Here is a 17,746-nt window from a genome sequence, read left to right on the forward strand (position 1 = left end):
ACCGTGAGCGTGCGACATCCCACACCAAGTGACGACGACATCGCCGTGGTCGGCATCGCCGCGCGCTACCCCGAGGCAGCGAACCTGGCGGAGTTCCGCGCCAATCTCGCGGCGGGCCGGGACTCGGTGCGTCCGCTGTCCCGGTCACGGGCGAAGGCGACCGGGCTGGGGCCTCCCTCCCACTACCACGCGATGGGTTTCGTCGAGGACATCTCCACGTTCGACTACGCGTTCTTCACCCTGTCGAAACGGGAAGCGTCGCTGATCGACCCGCAGCAGCGTCTCGCACTGGTCCTCGCGTATCAGGCGGTCGAGGACGCCGGTTATTCGGTGGCCGAGTTCCGCGACAGCGCGACGGCGGTGGTGTTCAGCGCCGCCACCTCGACGTATCCGGCGATGTGGGCGGAACCGGGTGTGCTGAGCACCCTGGGCAACGTTCCGTTCGCGGTGCCGGCCCGGATCGCGTACCAGCTCGGCCTCACCGGACCGTGCTACGCCGTTGATTCGGGGTGCAACGGGTCGCTCATCGCGGTACAGCACGCCTGCCGGGAGCTGCGTTCGGGTGACGCCGATTTCGCCCTCGCGGGCGGAGTCAGTCTTCGGGTGAACGGCCTCCGCGCGGACATGGCGGAGGGATCCGCGGAACTGATGTCTCCCGGCGGGCGCTGCCGCGCGTTCGACGCGAACGCGGACGGCACCGCGGTCGGGGAGGGTGGGGCGGCTCTTCTCCTCACCACCATGGCCCGCGCCCGCGCGGATCGCGTCCCGATCCACGCCGTGATCCGCGGCACCGCAACGATATCCAGCGGACATTCGTCCGCAACCATCAGCTCCCCGAGCGCGCGGGCGCAGGTGGCCGTCATCTCCCGGGCCTGGCAGAAGGCGGGTCTCACCCCGGACGATGCCGGGTACCTCGAGGCCCACGGATCGGGAACTCCACTGGGCGACGCGGTCGAACTCGAAGGGATCACGTCCGCGTTCCGGGACCGTCCCGGCGTCCTGCCGATCGGTTCGGTGAAGACCAACATCGGTCACCTCGACCACGCCGCCGGGGTGTCCGGTCTCGTGAAGGCGATCCTGAGTGTCGAGCACGGCGAGTTGTACCCGTCGCTGCACTTCGAACGACCCACCGGCGGAGTCGACCTCGCGGGCAACGGAATCGAGGTGGTCGCCGAGGCCCGGATGTGGAGCGACGAGACCGGACCCCGGCGGGCCGGGGTGAGTTCGTTCAGCCTCGGCGGCATCAACGCACACTGCGTGGTGGAACAGCCGCCGGAGCGTGCCGCCGGATCCCGCGCCGGCACGACGACTCGGCTGGTCGGGGTGTCGGCGAAGAGCGTGGGCGCCCTGGCCGCACTGTGTGCCGAACTGGCGACGGCCGTGCGCGGGCAGGACCTCGACGATGTGGCGTTCACCCTCAACCGCGGCCGCCCGCACCACGACCACCGGGTGGCGGTGCACGCACGCAGCATTGCCGAACTCTCGCAGTCGCTCGCTGCGCGCGCCGCCGAACTCGTCGCCCGCGGCGAGGACTCCGCACCGCCCACCCGGCAACGCCCCGCCGTGGCGTTGCTGCTGTCACCCGACCGGATGCCGCCCGCATTGCGTGGCCGCAGCCTGCCGTCGGAGCTTCCCGCCACCGGCGACGAGGCGGACCTCCTCGCAGGCCAGATCGCCGTCCACCGGGACCTCCGCGCCGCCGGCGTCACCGTCGACGCCGTCCTCAGCGGTGGCGTGTCCCGGTACGCGGCCCGGTATGTGCGGGACGCGCTGTCGGCGGTGGAGGCCGCCGACATCGCCGCCGCGGCCGCGCATCCCTCGATCGACACGGACCGGCTCGTCGCCGTCGCGAAGGGCATGCTCGCGGACGGACCCGTCGTCTTCGTGGAGCCGAGCCCGGAGGGACGCCTCGGGGCACTGCTCGCCGACGCCCTCCGCGACACGCCGGACGCCGAAATACTCCGCGCGACGGACACGTCCGACGCGGTCACACACCTCCTCGCCGGGCTGTACGAGCGCGGAATCGACCTCGACTGGGCAGCCGTCGACCGCGGTGACGACTCTGCCTGGCGAGTGCGCCTACCCGGACACCCATTGCGCGGTTCGCGGTGCTGGTTCGACCTCCCGGGCCAACCCGACTGGGCCGACGCCCCGGGCAATCCGCCGGCGGAACCGAGCCCGCAATCGGCGACGGCCGCGCCGGAAGACAGCCTCGACTGGTTGCAGACGACACTGCGCGAGCTGCTTCACAGCGAAAGGGACGTCGGCGCCGACGACGACTATTTCGACCTCGGTGGAAACTCGCTCATCGGCATGCAACTCGTCGACCGGGTGTCGGACCGATACGGGGTCCGGCCCAAACTCATCGACCTGTACGAGCGGCCGAAGGTCGCAGACTTCGCCGCACTCCTCGCGGACGGCACGTCCGCGTCCGGTGGGCTGCCCCCGATCATGCCGCGGGGGCGGCACGTGATGTCGTTCGGTCAGGTACGCATGTGGTTCCATCACCAACTCGACGCCGCCACGACCATCTACAACCTGCCGATGGTCAGCGAATTGCACGGGCCGATCGATGAATGCGCCGTCCGGGGTATGTGGGACGATCTCGCCGCACGGCATCGGGTGCTGTTGTCCAACTACGTCGAGGTGGACGGGGAGCCGGAACTGCGGATCCGCGAATCCCTCGGCGACTTCTTCCGCACCGCCGACGTGTCGGGCGAACCGGATCCGGTGGCCGCGGCCCGGGCACTCGTACACGAGGCCGCGGTGGCACCGTTCGACCTCGCCACCGACCCGCTCGTGCGGGCACTGCTCATCAGGATCGGCCCCGACGAGCACGTCCTGCAGGTCACCACCCACCATTCCGTCAACGACGGGGGTTCGCCGAGGATCTTCGAGCAGGAACTGCCCGCCCTGTACGCGGCACGCCGAGCCGGTCGCCGCGCCGACCTCGCCCCGCTCCCCATCGAGTACTGGGACTACGCCCTGTGGCAGCGGGAACTGATCGCGAGCGCCGCGCTCGACCCGGAACTCGAATACTGGAGAACCGTCCTGGGGGACGTTCCGCTGCTCCGGCTGCCCACCGACTTCCCACGCCCGGAGCGAAAGAACTTCACCGGCGCGTTCCACACGTTCACCGTCTCCGAGGACCTGACACGGAGCCTGCGGGCCGTGGCACGCAGGGAGTCCGTCTCGCTGTTCGTGGTGCTGCTCTCCGCGTTCTACCTCCTCATGGCGAGCCGCAGCCGCCAGCGCGACCTCGTGGTCGGCACACCGACGACCGGACGTAACCGACCGGAACTGTCCGGCATGATCGGGTACTTCAACAGCACGGTGGCGCTGCGCGCCGACCTGTCCGGGGACCCGACCGTCGCGGAATTGTGCGCACGCGTGCGTGATGTGGTGCTCGGCGCCCTCGAACACCAGGAGATCCCGTTCGACCGCGTCGTCACCGCACTCACCGGCGACCGGGACCTGAGCCGGACACCCCTGTTCGACGTCTGCCACGTCCACCAGGAACTGCCGGCGCTGCAGTCGCAGCAAGGACTCACCGAGACGCTGTTCGACCAGGAGGATCCCGCGGCCATCGCGTTCGGCGGGGTGCCATCCGGCACGGCCAAGTTCGATCTCACCCTCGTCACCACGGAGCGGGCCGGCGAGGACGGCATGGCGGCCGGGCTCGAGTTCAGCACGGAACTGTTCACCGAGCAAACTGCCGCCGCGTTGTGCGCCGAGTACGTTCGCATCCTCGACGGTGTCGCGGATTCTCCGCGTACACACCCCATTTCCGTGTTCCTGACCGACGCGGCTCCGGCGCCGGCGTCGCGACTGGTGTCGCCGCCCCTGGTCCCGGCGGATCGGCCGCGGCAGCCCTCGACCGGTGCGGAACCGCCGCGCTATTCGACCGCACGGGTGACTGCGGCGCTCGACGGAGAGCCGGGGCATCCGGAACTGCTCGCCGCCTGGCTCACCCTCCTCGCCTGGTACACGGCGCAGGACGAGGTGGCGGTGGGCACGGCCACAGGGCCGGAAGCCTCGCCGCGGCTCGTGGCCGTGGACCTGTCCGGCGACCCCACCTACCCGGAACTGGTGGAGACCGTACGCCGGGAGCTGTCCTCGGACAATCGCGCGGCCGGCACGGCGACGCAGCACTTCCCGGTGCGCTACGACGGAGAGCGCGACGACAATGCCGAGCCGGCCGACCTGTCACCCGTCGAACTCGGGCTGTCGTGGACCCGCGGCACCACGGCATTCACCCTCGAACTCGACTACGCCACCGACCTCTTCGACCGGAGCACGGCCACCGCGATGCTCACCGACCTCCGGCGGCTGCTGCCCGGACTCGAGGCTCACCCCGACCTGCCCACCCAGGAGGTGGCAATGGAGTACGTGCACCAGGACGACACCGGCTTCACCACGGAGGCAGTGCGATGACGAGTGGCAGCGTGATGAGCGTCGGTGTGGTCGGGGCGGGAACCATGGGCGCCGGGGTGGCCGAATGTCTCGCGCGGGCCGGCCACGACGTGATCGTCGTCGACCCCGACCCGCAGGCTGTCGACCAGGCCCGGTCGCGGATGCGCGACTCGCTGCGGCTGGCGATACTGCTCGGCAGGGCCGGTGGCCCGAAACCCGCCGAGGTCACCGCGCGGGTGCACTGGACCGGGGAAATGACCGATCTGCGGGACGCCGCCGTCGTCATCGAATGCGTCCCCGAGCGAATCGACCTCAAGGAGAAGGTCTTCGCCGGACTGGACCGTGTGTGCGCACCCGACGCGCTACTCGCGTCGTGCACCTCCGGCATCCCCGTCGACCGTCTCGCGGACAACACCACGAGGCCGGAACGGGTTGTCGGACTGCACTTCATGAACCCCGCCCCGCTCAAGGACACCGTCGAGGTGGTGCGGGGGCCGCGGACGTCGCCGCAGTCGCTGGACCGTGCGCTGGCGCTCCTCGCCTCCTTGAACAAGACCGGCATCGTCGTCGGCGACGGACCCGGATTCCTGCTCAACCGTGTCCTCATGCTGTGCATCGCCGAGGCGGCAGCCGCGCTCGGCGACGGAATCGCCGATGCGGAGACCACCGATGCGTTGTTCGAAGGCTGCCTCGGCCACCCGATGGGACCACTGCGGACCGCGGACCTGATCGGCCTGGACAACGTCCACGATACGATGAGCGCGCTGCGCGAATTGACCGGTGACGACCACTACCGCCCGCCCGAGTCGCTCGTCGCCCTGGTCGAGGCCGGTCATCTCGGGCGTAAGACCGGGCGAGGATTCCATGAGTACCGGTGAGGTGCTGCCCCTCACCTACGACCAGCTCGCGGTGCTCCGTGCCGGGGCGCGCGACGCCTCCTTCGGTCAGTATCTCGAACTCGACGGGCCGCTCGACGAAGACCGATTCTGCCGGGCACTGCAGAAGACGTTGGCCGAATGCACCGGCCTGCACAGTACTTTCGTGCTCGACGGCCCGGAACCCGGCCAGGTCACCGGCGCCGCGGTGACCGGCGCGGACGTCCTCGACGCCGCCGCGTCCGACGATCCCGGCCGACTCGTGACGACGTGGATCGACCACGAGCTGAACCGCCCCATGGAACCCGGCACCGGACCGCTGTACGTGCACGTCCTGTTCCGGCTGCCCCACGGCAGATACGGGTGGTTCCAGCGTTACCACCGGCTGGTGAACGACGAATCGGGCATGACGGTGATCGTCCGCCGCACCGCCGAGGCCTACGAGACGGGGGCCGCCGCTCCCACCTCGCCGCCCGAGTCCCGGCCGTTCGTGTCGCCCTCCGTTCCGCTGACCGCCGATGCGCGATACCGCGAGAGCGCCGCGTGGGCGGACGACCGCCGCTACTGGGAGCACCTGCTCGCCGGAGCGTCGCGACACGAGACCCCGCCCGAACCGATCGCCGGAGGGGAGAACCTCGGCCCGTTCACCGTTCCCGCCGACGGCGCGCTCGTGCGGCTCGCACGCCGCAGCGGCGGTGGTCCCGACGCTGTCCTGCTCGCCGCGCTGGCCGTGTACTTGCACAGCCGCACCGCCGTCGACGACGTGCTGGTCGGGCACCGATCGCACGGGTCCACCACACCCGTGAGACTTTCCCTCGCACCGCAACTCACATTCGACACGCTGACACGGCACGTGGGTCTGCAACTCCGGCGATCCCGACGACACCGGTACCTCGCTTCCGAAGATGGCGCGGCGGACTCCTGGCCGGTGGCGGGCGGCATGCGCGAATCGCTCGGCGTCGAGCGCATCGGTGCGGGTGCCGTCGCCGTCGTGAAGCGGTGGGACTCCGGCGGCGACGGGATGGTCGTGGACGTCGACGACCGCGACGGGTCCTGGACCGTCGACGTGCACGGACCCGGCGACGCGCAGCGCCTCTCCCACATCCTCGCCGCCGCGGTCGGGGCACCGGATACACCGCTCGCCGGGCTGGATGTGTTGGGTTCGGGTGAGCGGGGGGTGTTGGTGCCGGTGCGGGGTGGGGTGGGTGTGGGGGTGCGGTTGTTGCCGGAGATTTTGGCGGGGGGTGTGGGGTTGGGTGGGGGTGGGGTGGCGGTGTCGTGTGGGGGTGTGGAGTTGTCGTATGGGGAGTTGGATGAGTGGTCGAATCGGTGGGCGCGGGTGTTGATCGGGCGGGGTGTGGGTCCGGAGTTGGTGGTGGGGGTGGCGGTGCCGCGGTCGGTGGAGTTGGTGGTGGCGGTGTGGGCGGTGGTGAAGTCGGGGGCGGCGTTCGTGCCGGTGGATCCGGTGTTGCCGGAGGTGCGGGTGCGGGAGTTGTTGGTGGATTCGGGTGCGGTGGTGGGGTTGTCGGTGTCGGGGGTGGTGTTGCCGTCAGTGGTGGAGTGGTTGCGGGTTGATGATGTGTCGGTGGTGGAGGGGGTGTCGGGGGGTGTGGTGTCGGATGGGGAGCGGACGAGGCGGTTGGTGGGTGGGTGTGCGGCGTATGTGATGTATACGTCGGGGTCGACGGGGCGTCCGAAGGGGGTGGTGGTGACGCATGGGGGGTTGGCGAATTTGGTTGAGGAGGTGCGGGTTCGGTTTGGTTTGTGGTCGGGGTGTCGGGTGTCGCATGTGGCGTCGCCGAGTTTTGATGCGTCGGTGTACGAGTGGTTGATGGCGTTTTCGGTGGGGGCGCGGTTGGTGGTGGCGCCGCCGGGGGTGTTCGGTGGTGCGGCGTTGGGGGAGTGGTTGGGGGTCAATGGGGTGACGCATTGTTTTGTGACGCCGTCGGTGTTGGCGACGGTGGAGGAGGGGGCGTTGGGGTCGGTGCGGGTGTTGGTGGTGGCGGGGGAGGTGTTGGGGTCGGAGTTGGTGGCGCGGTGGGCGCCGGGGCGGGAGTTGTTCGATGCGTATGGGCCGACTGAGGTGACGGTGCAGGCGACGGTGAGTGATGCGTTGGTGGCGGGGGGTGTGGTGACGGTGGGTGGTCCGGCGGTGGGGGTGGAGGTGGTGGTGCTGGATGGGTGGTTGCGGCCGGTGCCGGTGGGTGTGGTGGGGGAGTTGTATGTGGGGGGTGTGGGGTTGGCGCGGGGGTATTTGGGGCGGGCGGGGTTGACGGCGGCGTCGTTTGTGGCGGATCCGTTCGGGGGTGTGGGTTCGCGGTTGTATCGGACGGGGGATTTGGTGCGGTGGGATGGGTTGGGGTCGTTGGTGTTTGTGGGGCGGGCTGATTTTCAGGTGAAGGTGCGGGGGCAGCGGGTGGAGTTGGGGGAGGTGGAGTCGGTGTTGGGGCGGTGTCCGGGGGTGGCGGCTGCGGTGGTGGTGGTGGGTGAGGGTGGTCGGTTGGTGGGGTATGTGGTGCCGGAGGTGGGGGTGCGGGTGGATCCGGGTGTGGTGGTGGAGTTTGCGGGGTCGGTGTTGCCGGGGGGTGTGGTGCCGTCGGTGGTGGTGGTGTTGGGGGAGTTGCCGGTGACGGCGAGTGGGAAGTTGGATCGTGCCGCACTCCCCGCACCCGTCGTTGCCCGCGGACCACACCGCGCGCCACAGACAGCGGCGGAGCACACGCTGGCGTCGGTGTTCGCCGAGGTACTCGGGCTCGACCAGGTCGGGTTGGACGAGTCGTTCTTCGCGCTGGGCGGCGACAGCATCCTGTCGATCCGGCTCGTATCCCGAGCCAAGGCACGAGGATTGGTGTTCACGCCGCAGAAGGTGTTCGAGCACCGGACCGTGGCCGCGCTCGCGGCGGAATCGGAGATCGAGGACGGTGAGACCACAATCGCCCTCGCCGAACTTGCGGGCGGCGGAATCGGCACGTTCCCGCCGACGCCGGTGGTCCGGTACCTGATCGAGCGCGGCGGGCACTTCGAGCGGTTCAGCCAGAGCGTGCTGCTCGACCTCCCGGACGGCATCGACCCCGACCGGCTCCTCGCGACGATCACGGCGGTGCTCGCACGACACGACATGCTGCGGTCGCGGCTCTACCAGGACGCGAACGGGCAGTGGCAGATGGAGACTCGTGCCGCAACCGAGATCGACGCCGACACACTGGTCCGACGCATCGCCTTCGACCCGGCGACCGATCCCGGCACGCTGGCAGACCTGGTCGCGACCGAACACCAGGCGGCCGTGGAGAGATTGCGCCCGTCCGACGGGGTGGTCGTCCAGTTCGTGTGGCTCGACCCGGAGCCCGCCGCCGCGCCCCCGGCCCGGACGGGACGAGTGATCGTGGTCGCGCACCACCTCGCGGTCGACGGGGTGTCGTGGCGGATTCTGCTGCCCGACTTCGCCGCCGCCTGGTACCAGGTCAGCACAGGGAGCGTGCCGTCCCTCCCGGAACCGGCGACGTCGATGCGCCGATGGGCGCACGCGCTGGCCGACGAAGCTGTCCGAAGCGAGAGAGCCGCCGAACTGGTGTGGTGGCAGAACGTCGTCGACGGACCCGACCCGCCGATCACCGAACGCCCCCTCGACCCGGGCCGGGACCTCGCGACTGCGGTGCGGGACGTGAGTGTCGAGACCGCCCCCGACGATACGTCTGTTCTGCTCACACGCCTGCCGGGGCTGTATCACGGGGGTGTCCTCGACGTCCTGCTGACGGCGCTGGTGGTGGCGTCGTCGAGGTGGCGAGCCGAGCGGGGGATCCCGGGAACGTCGATGCTGATCCGGCTGGAAGGGCACGGCCGGGAGCAGCAGGTGGTGCCGGGCGCCGACCTGTCCCGCACCGTCGGCTGGTTCACCACGGTCTTTCCGGTCCGCGTCGATCTCCAGGGTATCGACCTCGACGACGCGCTGACCGGCGGCCACGACATGGGCAGCGCCGTGAAACGCGTGAAGGAACACCTCCGGGCAGTGCCCGACATGGGGATCGGCTACGGACTGCTCCGCTACCTGAATCCGGACACGGCCGGCAGCCTGCCGAGAACCGAACCCGGGCAGATCAGCTTCAACTACCTCGGACAGGTTCCGGATTCGGCGGATCACGACACCGCGGTCGGCTGGAGCCCCGCCGACGGGTTCGGCGACCTGCGGTACGTCCCGGACCCCGACATGCCGGCGTCTGCCGCCATCGAGGTCAACGCGATCGTGATCGGCGGACGACTCCGGGTCGGGTTCGGTTTCCCGGACACCCTGCTCGCACATGCCGAGGTGGACAGGCTGGCAGAACGGTGGCGGGAAGCGTTGTCCGCATTGGTGTCCCACGCTCGCGGCGGGGACGCAGGCGGACTCACACCGTCGGACGTTCCCCTCGTCGACGTGACCCAGAGCGACCTCGACACCTGGGAGGAGCGCTTCGGCGCGCTCACCGATGTGTGGCCGCCCGCACCCCTGCAGGCCGGGTTGCTGTTCCACGCCCTGCTCGCGAAACCGTCGATCGACGCGTACACGGTGCAGGTGGAACTGCACCTGAAGGGGGACGTCGACCCGGACCGGATGCGCCGCGCCGCACAGGCATTGCTGGATCGGCACGCGAATCTGCGGGTGGCGTTCGTCCCCGCCCGAGACGGAACCTTCGTCCAGGTGGTTCCCGCGGCCGTCGACCTGCCGTTCCGCGAGATCGACCTCACGGACCTGCCCGAGGCCGCGCGCACCGCCGAACTGGACCGGGTCCTCACCGCCGACCGGGCCGCGCCGTTCGACACCACCCGGGCCCCACTGGTGCGGTTCCTGCTCGTGACGACCGGCAGCCACGAATCGCGGCTCGTGTGGACCAATCACCACACCCTCCTCGACGGATGGTCGATGCCGTTGGCGATCCGCGAACTGCTCGCGCTCTACGTGGCCGGAGACGATGGGTCGGCGTTGCCGCGACCCCGGCCCTACCGAGACTTCCTGTCGTGGCTGCATCGCCGGGACCCCGCGGAAGCACGAGCGGCGTGGGCGACCGCCCTCGCCGGCGTCGACGGTCCGACACTGCTGCTGGCGGACGCACGGGGACGGCCGCTGTCGGCCCCTCCCGAGAGCGCCCTGTTCACCCTGCCCGAGGATCTGACCGCCGACCTCACCACCCTGGCGCGTACCCGCAACACGACACTGAACACGGTGACACAGGTGGCGTGGGGCATCGTGCTCGGCGCTGCGACGTCCCGCCACGACGTGACGTTCGGAAGCACCGTGTCCGGGCGGTCGCCGCACCTGACCGGCGTCGAATCGATGATCGGATTGTTCGTCAACACCGTGCCCACACGCATCACGCTGAACCCCCGGGAAACGCTGGGCCGACTGCTCGACCGGACACAAGCGGAACAGGCGACCCTCCTCGACCACCACCACCTCGGTCTCGCCGACATCCAGCGAGCAGCCGGCCCCGACATCGGGTTCGACACGGCAACCGTCTTCGAGTCGTACCCGATCGACCGGGGAGGCCTGACCGAGAACACCGACCTCGCCGGCATCCGGGTGGTCGACGTGCGCGGCGTCGACGCCACACATTATCCGCTGAGCGTCGCCTTCTCGGTGGACACGCAGCTGCGCATGACGTTTCACTACCGACCCGACCTGGTCGACAGGGCCACCGTCGACGCGATGGCAGGCCGGGTCACCCGGGTGCTCGAGGCGATGGCCTCCGATCCGGATGTCACGGTGGCTCGTGTGGATGTGTTGGGTTCGGGTGAGCGGGGGGTGTTGGTGCCGGTGCGGGGTGGGGTGGGTGTGGGGGTGCGGTTGTTGCCGGAGATTTTGGCGGGGGGTGTGGGGTTGGGTGGGGGTGGGGTGGCGGTGTCGTGTGGGGGTGTGGAGTTGTCGTATGGGGAGTTGGATGAGTGGTCGAATCGGTGGGCGCGGGTGTTGATCGGGCGGGGTGTGGGTCCGGAGTTGGTGGTGGGGGTGGCGGTGCCGCGGTCGGTGGAGTTGGTGGTGGCGGTGTGGGCGGTGGTGAAGTCGGGGGCGGCGTTCGTGCCGGTGGATCCGGTGTTGCCGGAGGTGCGGGTGCGGGAGTTGTTGGTGGATTCGGGTGCGGTGGTGGGGTTGTCGGTGTCGGGGGTGGTGTTGCCGTCAGTGGTGGAGTGGTTGCGGGTTGATGATGTGTCGGTGGTGGAGGGGGTGTCGGGGGGTGTGGTGTCGGATGGGGAGCGGACGAGGCGGTTGGTGGGTGGGTGTGCGGCGTATGTGATGTATACGTCGGGGTCGACGGGGCGTCCGAAGGGGGTGGTGGTGACGCATGGGGGGTTGGCGAATTTGGTTGAGGAGGTGCGGGTTCGGTTTGGTTTGTGGTCGGGGTGTCGGGTGTCGCATGTGGCGTCGCCGAGTTTTGATGCGTCGGTGTACGAGTGGTTGATGGCGTTTTCGGTGGGGGCGCGGTTGGTGGTGGCGCCGCCGGGGGTGTTCGGTGGTGCGGCGTTGGGGGAGTGGTTGGGGGTCAATGGGGTGACGCATTGTTTTGTGACGCCGTCGGTGTTGGCGACGGTGGAGGAGGGGGCGTTGGGGTCGGTGCGGGTGTTGGTGGTGGCGGGGGAGGTGTTGGGGTCGGAGTTGGTGGCGCGGTGGGCGCCGGGGCGGGAGTTGTTCGATGCGTATGGGCCGACTGAGGTGACGGTGCAGGCGACGGTGAGTGATGCGTTGGTGGCGGGGGGTGTGGTGACGGTGGGTGGTCCGGCGGTGGGGGTGGAGGTGGTGGTGCTGGATGGGTGGTTGCGGCCGGTGCCGGTGGGTGTGGTGGGGGAGTTGTATGTGGGGGGTGTGGGGTTGGCGCGGGGGTATTTGGGGCGGGCGGGGTTGACGGCGGCGTCGTTTGTGGCGGATCCGTTCGGGGGTGTGGGTTCGCGGTTGTATCGGACGGGGGATTTGGTGCGGTGGGATGGGTTGGGGTCGTTGGTGTTTGTGGGGCGGGCTGATTTTCAGGTGAAGGTGCGGGGGCAGCGGGTGGAGTTGGGGGAGGTGGAGTCGGTGTTGGGGCGGTGTCCGGGGGTGGCGGCTGCGGTGGTGGTGGTGGGTGAGGGTGGTCGGTTGGTGGGGTATGTGGTGCCGGAGGTGGGGGTGCGGGTGGATCCGGGTGTGGTGGTGGAGTTTGCGGGGTCGGTGTTGCCGGGGGGTGTGGTGCCGTCGGTGGTGGTGGTGTTGGGGGAGTTGCCGGTGACGGCGAGTGGGAAGTTGGATCGTGCCGCACTCCCCGCACCGGACGCTCCGGTGCGGGGATTCCGGGCTCCGGCAACCCCGTTCGAGGCCGTCGTCGCCGAGGTGTACGGCGACGTCCTCGGTGTCGACCGCGTCGGTGCCGACGACAACTTCTTCCGGTTGGGCGGAGATTCGCTGTCGGCCACCCGGGTCGTTGCACGGGTCGATGCCGCTCTCGGCGTCGACGTCGGCGTGCACGCTCTGTTCGAGGCGCCCACCGTGACAGGGTTCGCGGAGCGCGCGGCGAAAGCAGGAGTGCTGACGCACCGGCCGGAGTTGCGGGCGGCGCCGCGCCCCGAGCGTATTCCCCTGTCCCTGGCCCAGACCCGCATGTGGTTCCTCAACCAGTTCGACACCTCTTCGCCCGCCTACAACATCGCCATGGCGTTCCGGCTCACCGGCGCACTCGACCTCGACGCACTGCGGTCCGCGATGACCGATGTGGTGGAGCGTCACGAATCGCTCCGCACCCGGTTTCCGATGGCCGGCGACGAACCGGTGCAGGTGATCCTCGCGGCTGCGGATTCGGTGCCGGACCTGCCCGTCGCGACCGTGTCGAGCGACGCGGAGTTGCAGGAACGGCTGTCGGCGGCCGTCTCGGAAGGGTTCGACGTCACCGGGCAGATCCCCTTGCGGGCAGCCGTGTTCGAGACCTCCGACACCGACAGGGTGCTGCTGGTCGTGGTCCACCACATCGTCGCGGACGGCGTGTCGATGGTCCCGCTCGCACGCGACATGATGGTGGCGTACACCGCGCGGGCGGCCGGGCACGCCCCGGAGTGGCATCCGCCGACGGTCCAGTACGCCGACTTCACGCTCTGGCAGCGCCAACTCCTCGGGGCGGAAGACGATCCGCAGTCGGTGGTGTCGCAGCAACTGGACTACTGGCGCACCACGCTGGCCGGTCTCCCCGCCGCCCTGGACCTGCCCTCCGACCGCCCGCGGTCGATGCAACGCACGCCCGACGGGAGCAGGGTCGGATTCGAGATCGACGCCGGTCTGCACCGCCGGCTGCTGGCGACGGCGTCCACGCACCAGTCGACCGTGTTCATGGTCGCGCACGCCGCGCTGGCCACCTTCCTCGCGAGGATGTCCGGCACCGAGGACATCGCCGTCGGCACCCCGGTGGCCGGGCGCGGCGAGGCCGCACTCGACGACGTCGTTGGAATGTTCGTCAACACCGTGGTGCTGCGGACCCTTGTCTCCGACGCGAGCCGGTTCTCCGAACTGCTCGAGCAGGTGCGTGACGTCGATCTCGGTGCGTACGCCCACGCCGAGGTGCCGTTCGAGAAGGTCGTCGAAGCGCTCGATCCGCCCCGCTCGACGGCACATTCACCGCTGTTCCAGGTGCTGCTCGAGTTCCAGAACGTCGAACGCCCCGACCTTTCGCTGCCCGGCGTCGAGGTCGAGGGCATCGACCTCGGTGCCACGATCGCCAGGTTCGACCTGCAACTGACGTTGTCCGAGGAGTACACGGACGACGGAACTCCGGCAGGCATCACCGCCGGTTTCACCTACGCCACCGACCTTTTCGACGCCGAAACCGTCGCCGGCCTGGCCGACCGGTTCGTCCGGATGCTCGATGCGGCCGTCACCGACCCGTCGATCCGGGTCGGCGACCTCGAGATCCTCGATGCCCTCGAACGGGACGAACTCGTGCCCGTGCGCGGCTTCCCCGCGGTCGCGGAACGCACCCTCCCGGACGTCCTCACCGCCGGCGCCGCGCCCGCCCCGGGGGCCACCGCAGTGTCGTGCGACGGCGTCATCGTGACGTACCGGGAACTCGACGAGCGGTCGAACCGGCTGGCCAGGGCCCTGATCCGCCGAGGTGCCGGTCCGGACGCGTTCGTCGCGATCGGCGTGCCGCGATCGATCGAATGGGTGCTGTCGGTGTGGGCGGTCGCGAAATCGGGGGCGGCGTACGTGCCGGTCGATCCCACCCTGCCGCCCGCGCGCACCGGCGGCATGCTCGAGGATTCGGGTGCGGTGCTCGGGCTGACGGTGACGGCGTACCATGACCGGTTGCCCGGGGTGGTGCCGTGGCTGCTGCTCGACGATCCCGAGGTGGCGAACGGATACTCCGGCGACCCGGTGATCGACGCCGATCGTCTCCGCCCGCTGAGGGTCGAACACGCGGCTTTCCTGCTCTACACGTCGGGGTCGACGGGAACACCGAAGGGGGTCGTGCTCACGCACGGCGGACTCGCGAATCTCGCAGTCGAGGAACGGGAACGGTTCGCGTCCATGCACGGTGCGCGGGTGTCGCATCTCGCGTCGCCGAGCTTCGACGCGTCATTGTTCGAACTGCTGATGGCGTTCGCCGTCGGCGCGACACTGGTCGTCGTGCCACCGACCGTCCTCGGGGGACGGGAACTGGCCGAACTCCTCGCGAGCGAACACGTCTCGCACGCATTCTTCACCCCCACGATCCTGGACACCCTCCGTCCGGAGGACCTCCCGTCCCTGCGGATTCTCGCCGTCGCGGGCGAGCGGTTCCCACCCGAACTGGCCGACCGCTGGACCCAGGGACGATTCGTCTTCAACGGATACGGACCCACCGAGGCGACGGTGCAGACCACGGTCAGCGAGGTGCTGTCCCCCGACGAACCGGTGAACGTCGGAGGTCCCGGGCGGGGCGTCGACGTGATCGTGGTGAACACCTGGTTGCAGCCCGTTCCGGTGGGCGTGATCGGGGAACTGTACGTCGCGGGGCCGGGGCTCGCGCGCGGCTACCACCGGCGGTCGGCGCTGACGGCCGGATCCTTCGTGGCGAACCCGTTCGGCGAACCCGGCTCCCGCATGTACCGGACCGGCGACCTCGTGCGGTGGTGCGAGATCGGTAGGCTGGAGTATGTGGGACGCAACGACTTCCAGGTGAAGATCCGTGGCCAGCGGGTGGAACTCGGCGAGATCGAATCGGTGCTGGCCCGCTGCGACGGTGTCGGCCGCGCGGCGGTCACCGTGCACAGCGGCACCGGCGACCGGCTGGTGGGATACGTGACGGCCGAAGCCGGTGCAAGTATCGACACCGCCGAGGTACTCCGGTACGCCGGATCCCACCTCGCGCCGTACATGGTGCCGGCCCAGCTGGTGGTGCTCGACCGGCTGCCCGTCGGCCGCACCGGCAAGCTCGACCGGCGAGCGCTACCCGCACCGGTGCTCGCGCCCCGAGAGTTCCGGGCACCCGCCACCCCGGTCGAGGAGGCGGTGGCGGAGGTCTTCGCCGACGTCCTCGGCATCGACCGCGTCGGGGCCGACGACGACTTCTTCGAATTGGGCGGGAACTCGCTCGTCGCGACCCGGGTGGCGTCCGCGCTCCGCGACCGGCTCGGCACCGACGTCGTCCTGCAGTGGATCTTCCGCAACCCCACCCCGGAGGGCCTGGCTCGCCGCATCGTCGACCCGTCAGCCCTGGGAAGCGTGCCCGCGGACGACGTGCTGAACGTCGTCGTTCCGTTCCGGGCGTCCGGTGCGCAACCCGCGCTGTTCTGCGTGCACCCGGCAGGCGGGCTTGCGCTGGGATACGCCGGACTGATGAAGTACGTCTCGCCCGACCGTCCGGTGTACGGGCTGCAGTTGCCGATCCTCAGCGGCGGAACGACGTTCGAGTCGATGGCGCAGCTCGCCCACCGGTACGTTGTCGAGATGCGCGCGGTGCAGCCCCACGGCCCCTACCACCTACTGGGCTGGTCCCTCGGCGGCGTCATCGCCCAGGCCGTCGCCGTCGAACTCCGTGAGTCCGGCGCCGAGGTCGGCACACTCGCGATGATGGACAGCTACGTCGCGGAGGGCGACAACTTCGGTGACCTCGAGGTGAACGCCGAGGAGTGGCTGCACGGGCTGGGTGTCGAGTTCGAGGGCGAGGGCGGCGACACCGGCACGTCGTACCGCGAGCAGTTGGTCGAGATGCTCGGACGATCCTTCGGCCGCGACCCCGCGTTCGCGTCGACCCTCCTCGGTCGCATCAGCACCGGCCTGGAGAATTCGAAGGAGATCTCCACCGGATACCGGCCGCGGGTGTTCGACGGCGACCTGGTGTTCTTCAGCGCCGCGCATTCCGCCGACGGGGAAGAAGGCGAACGGCCGTCGCCGAGCGTGTGGCAGCCCGCGATCACCGGCGTGATCGTCGAGCACAAGGTGGAATGCGACCACCTGCGGATGACCACGCCGGAAGCGCTCGCGGTCATCGGGCCGATCCTGGAGCGCTCCCTGGTGTCACGCCCCGATCGCACCGCCGATGACGGGCCAGGACTCCCGTAACTCGGTCTCGAACAGCCCCCACGAATGCGTGCCCTGCGAGACGTAGGCGAACGTGGCGGGAATCCCCAGCGAATTCAGCCGCGACTGGAACGCGGCCGCACACACGTTGGTCACCATCTCGACGACGCTGCCGCCGATCGTCTGAGGCACCACCAGCACCGGGTCGTGGTTGTCGATGCTGCCGGGAAGTCCGTTGCCGCTCGAGACGAACAACTCTGTGCCCCGCAGACGTTCGGCGTTCAGCATCGGGTCGTGCACCCGCCACCGCGGGTCCACGACGGAGCCCCACATGTTGGCCGCATTGCCGCCGCCCCGCAATTCCACCATCGACCGCACCATCGCCTGGCCCAGCAGTCCGCTCGTCGCGGCACACCCGCTGTACGAGCCGACGGCCCGGTAGAACCCCGGAACCTGGACGGCGAGGTCGAGTACCGCGCCGCCCGCCATCGACACCCCGCCGATGGCGTTCGACCCGGTGGTCGCGAACCGGCTGTCGACGGCCGCGGGGAGTTCGCTCGTCAGGTACGTCTGCCACTTGTTCCGGCCGAGGACCGGATCGTCGGCATCCCAATCGGTGTACATGCTGTACTGGCCGCCGATCGGCATTACCACGGTGACATGCTTGTCGGCGAAGAAGTCCCGCACACCGGTGTTGTTGAACCAGGAGATCCCGTCCGACCCGCCGCCGATGCCGGTGAGTAGGTAGAAGGTCGGCGCCGGACCGTCAGATGCGGGAGAGATGACGTCGTTGGCCACCCACCGGCCCATCGACTCCGAATACACGTCCACCCTGGTGATGCGGGGCTCCGCCGAAACCGACGGCGGGCCGAGCGCCGCCCACCCGGAAACGACCAGCAGCATCACCGCCAGTACACGCAGAGAGAACGCGGATCGCAGAGCTTCGAACGGTCGCATGGACGCCCCCTGGCTG

The 17,746-nt window shown here is 69.7% G+C and carries 4 protein-coding genes; 3 read left to right on the forward strand and 1 reads right to left on the reverse strand.

Features of this window, described 5'->3' with window-relative positions:
• The first annotated feature begins 3 nt into the window (after positions 1–3).
• From JVH1_RS26250 to JVH1_RS26260, 3 genes are read left to right on the forward strand one after another with little or no spacing between them, the layout of a single operon-like run.
• On the forward strand, positions 4–4,434 hold the full coding sequence (locus JVH1_RS26250) for a condensation domain-containing protein (RefSeq protein WP_009474875.1): 4,431 nt from the start codon (positions 4–6) through the stop codon (positions 4,432–4,434).
• Entirely contained in the window at positions 4,431–5,291 is an 861-nt protein-coding gene (locus JVH1_RS26255) for a 3-hydroxyacyl-CoA dehydrogenase family protein (RefSeq protein ID WP_009474874.1), read from the forward strand. The genes JVH1_RS26250 and JVH1_RS26255 overlap by 4 nt, the downstream gene beginning before the upstream one ends.
• Positions 5,278–16,815 (forward strand): amino acid adenylation domain-containing protein, encoded by an 11,538-nt coding sequence (locus JVH1_RS26260; protein WP_371113045.1) that lies wholly within the window; start codon positions 5,278–5,280, stop codon positions 16,813–16,815. The genes JVH1_RS26255 and JVH1_RS26260 overlap by 14 nt, the downstream gene beginning before the upstream one ends.
• Here the strand turns inward: JVH1_RS26260 and JVH1_RS26265 are convergent.
• Entirely contained in the window at positions 16,771–17,730 is a 960-nt protein-coding gene (locus JVH1_RS26265) for an alpha/beta hydrolase family protein (RefSeq protein WP_009474870.1), read from the reverse strand. The two genes, JVH1_RS26260 and JVH1_RS26265, sit on opposite strands and share 45 nt — an antisense overlap.
• Between the last annotated feature and the right edge of the window lie 16 nt (positions 17,731–17,746).

The sequence above is a fragment of the Rhodococcus sp. JVH1 genome (assembly GCF_000280725.2).
GTDB lineage: Bacteria > Actinomycetota > Actinomycetes > Mycobacteriales > Mycobacteriaceae > Rhodococcus_F > Rhodococcus_F jostii_A.

Coding starts and splice junctions, on each gene's coding strand:
- JVH1_RS26255 (WP_009474874.1), top strand. CDS start 4,431: ATGACGAGTGGCAGCGTGATGAGCGTCGGTGTGGTCGGGGCGGGAACC.
- JVH1_RS26260 (WP_371113045.1), top strand. CDS start 5,278: ATGAGTACCGGTGAGGTGCTGCCCCTCACCTACGACCAGCTCGCGGTG.
- JVH1_RS26265 (WP_009474870.1), bottom strand. CDS start 17,730: ATGCGACCGTTCGAAGCTCTGCGATCCGCGTTCTCTCTGCGTGTACTG.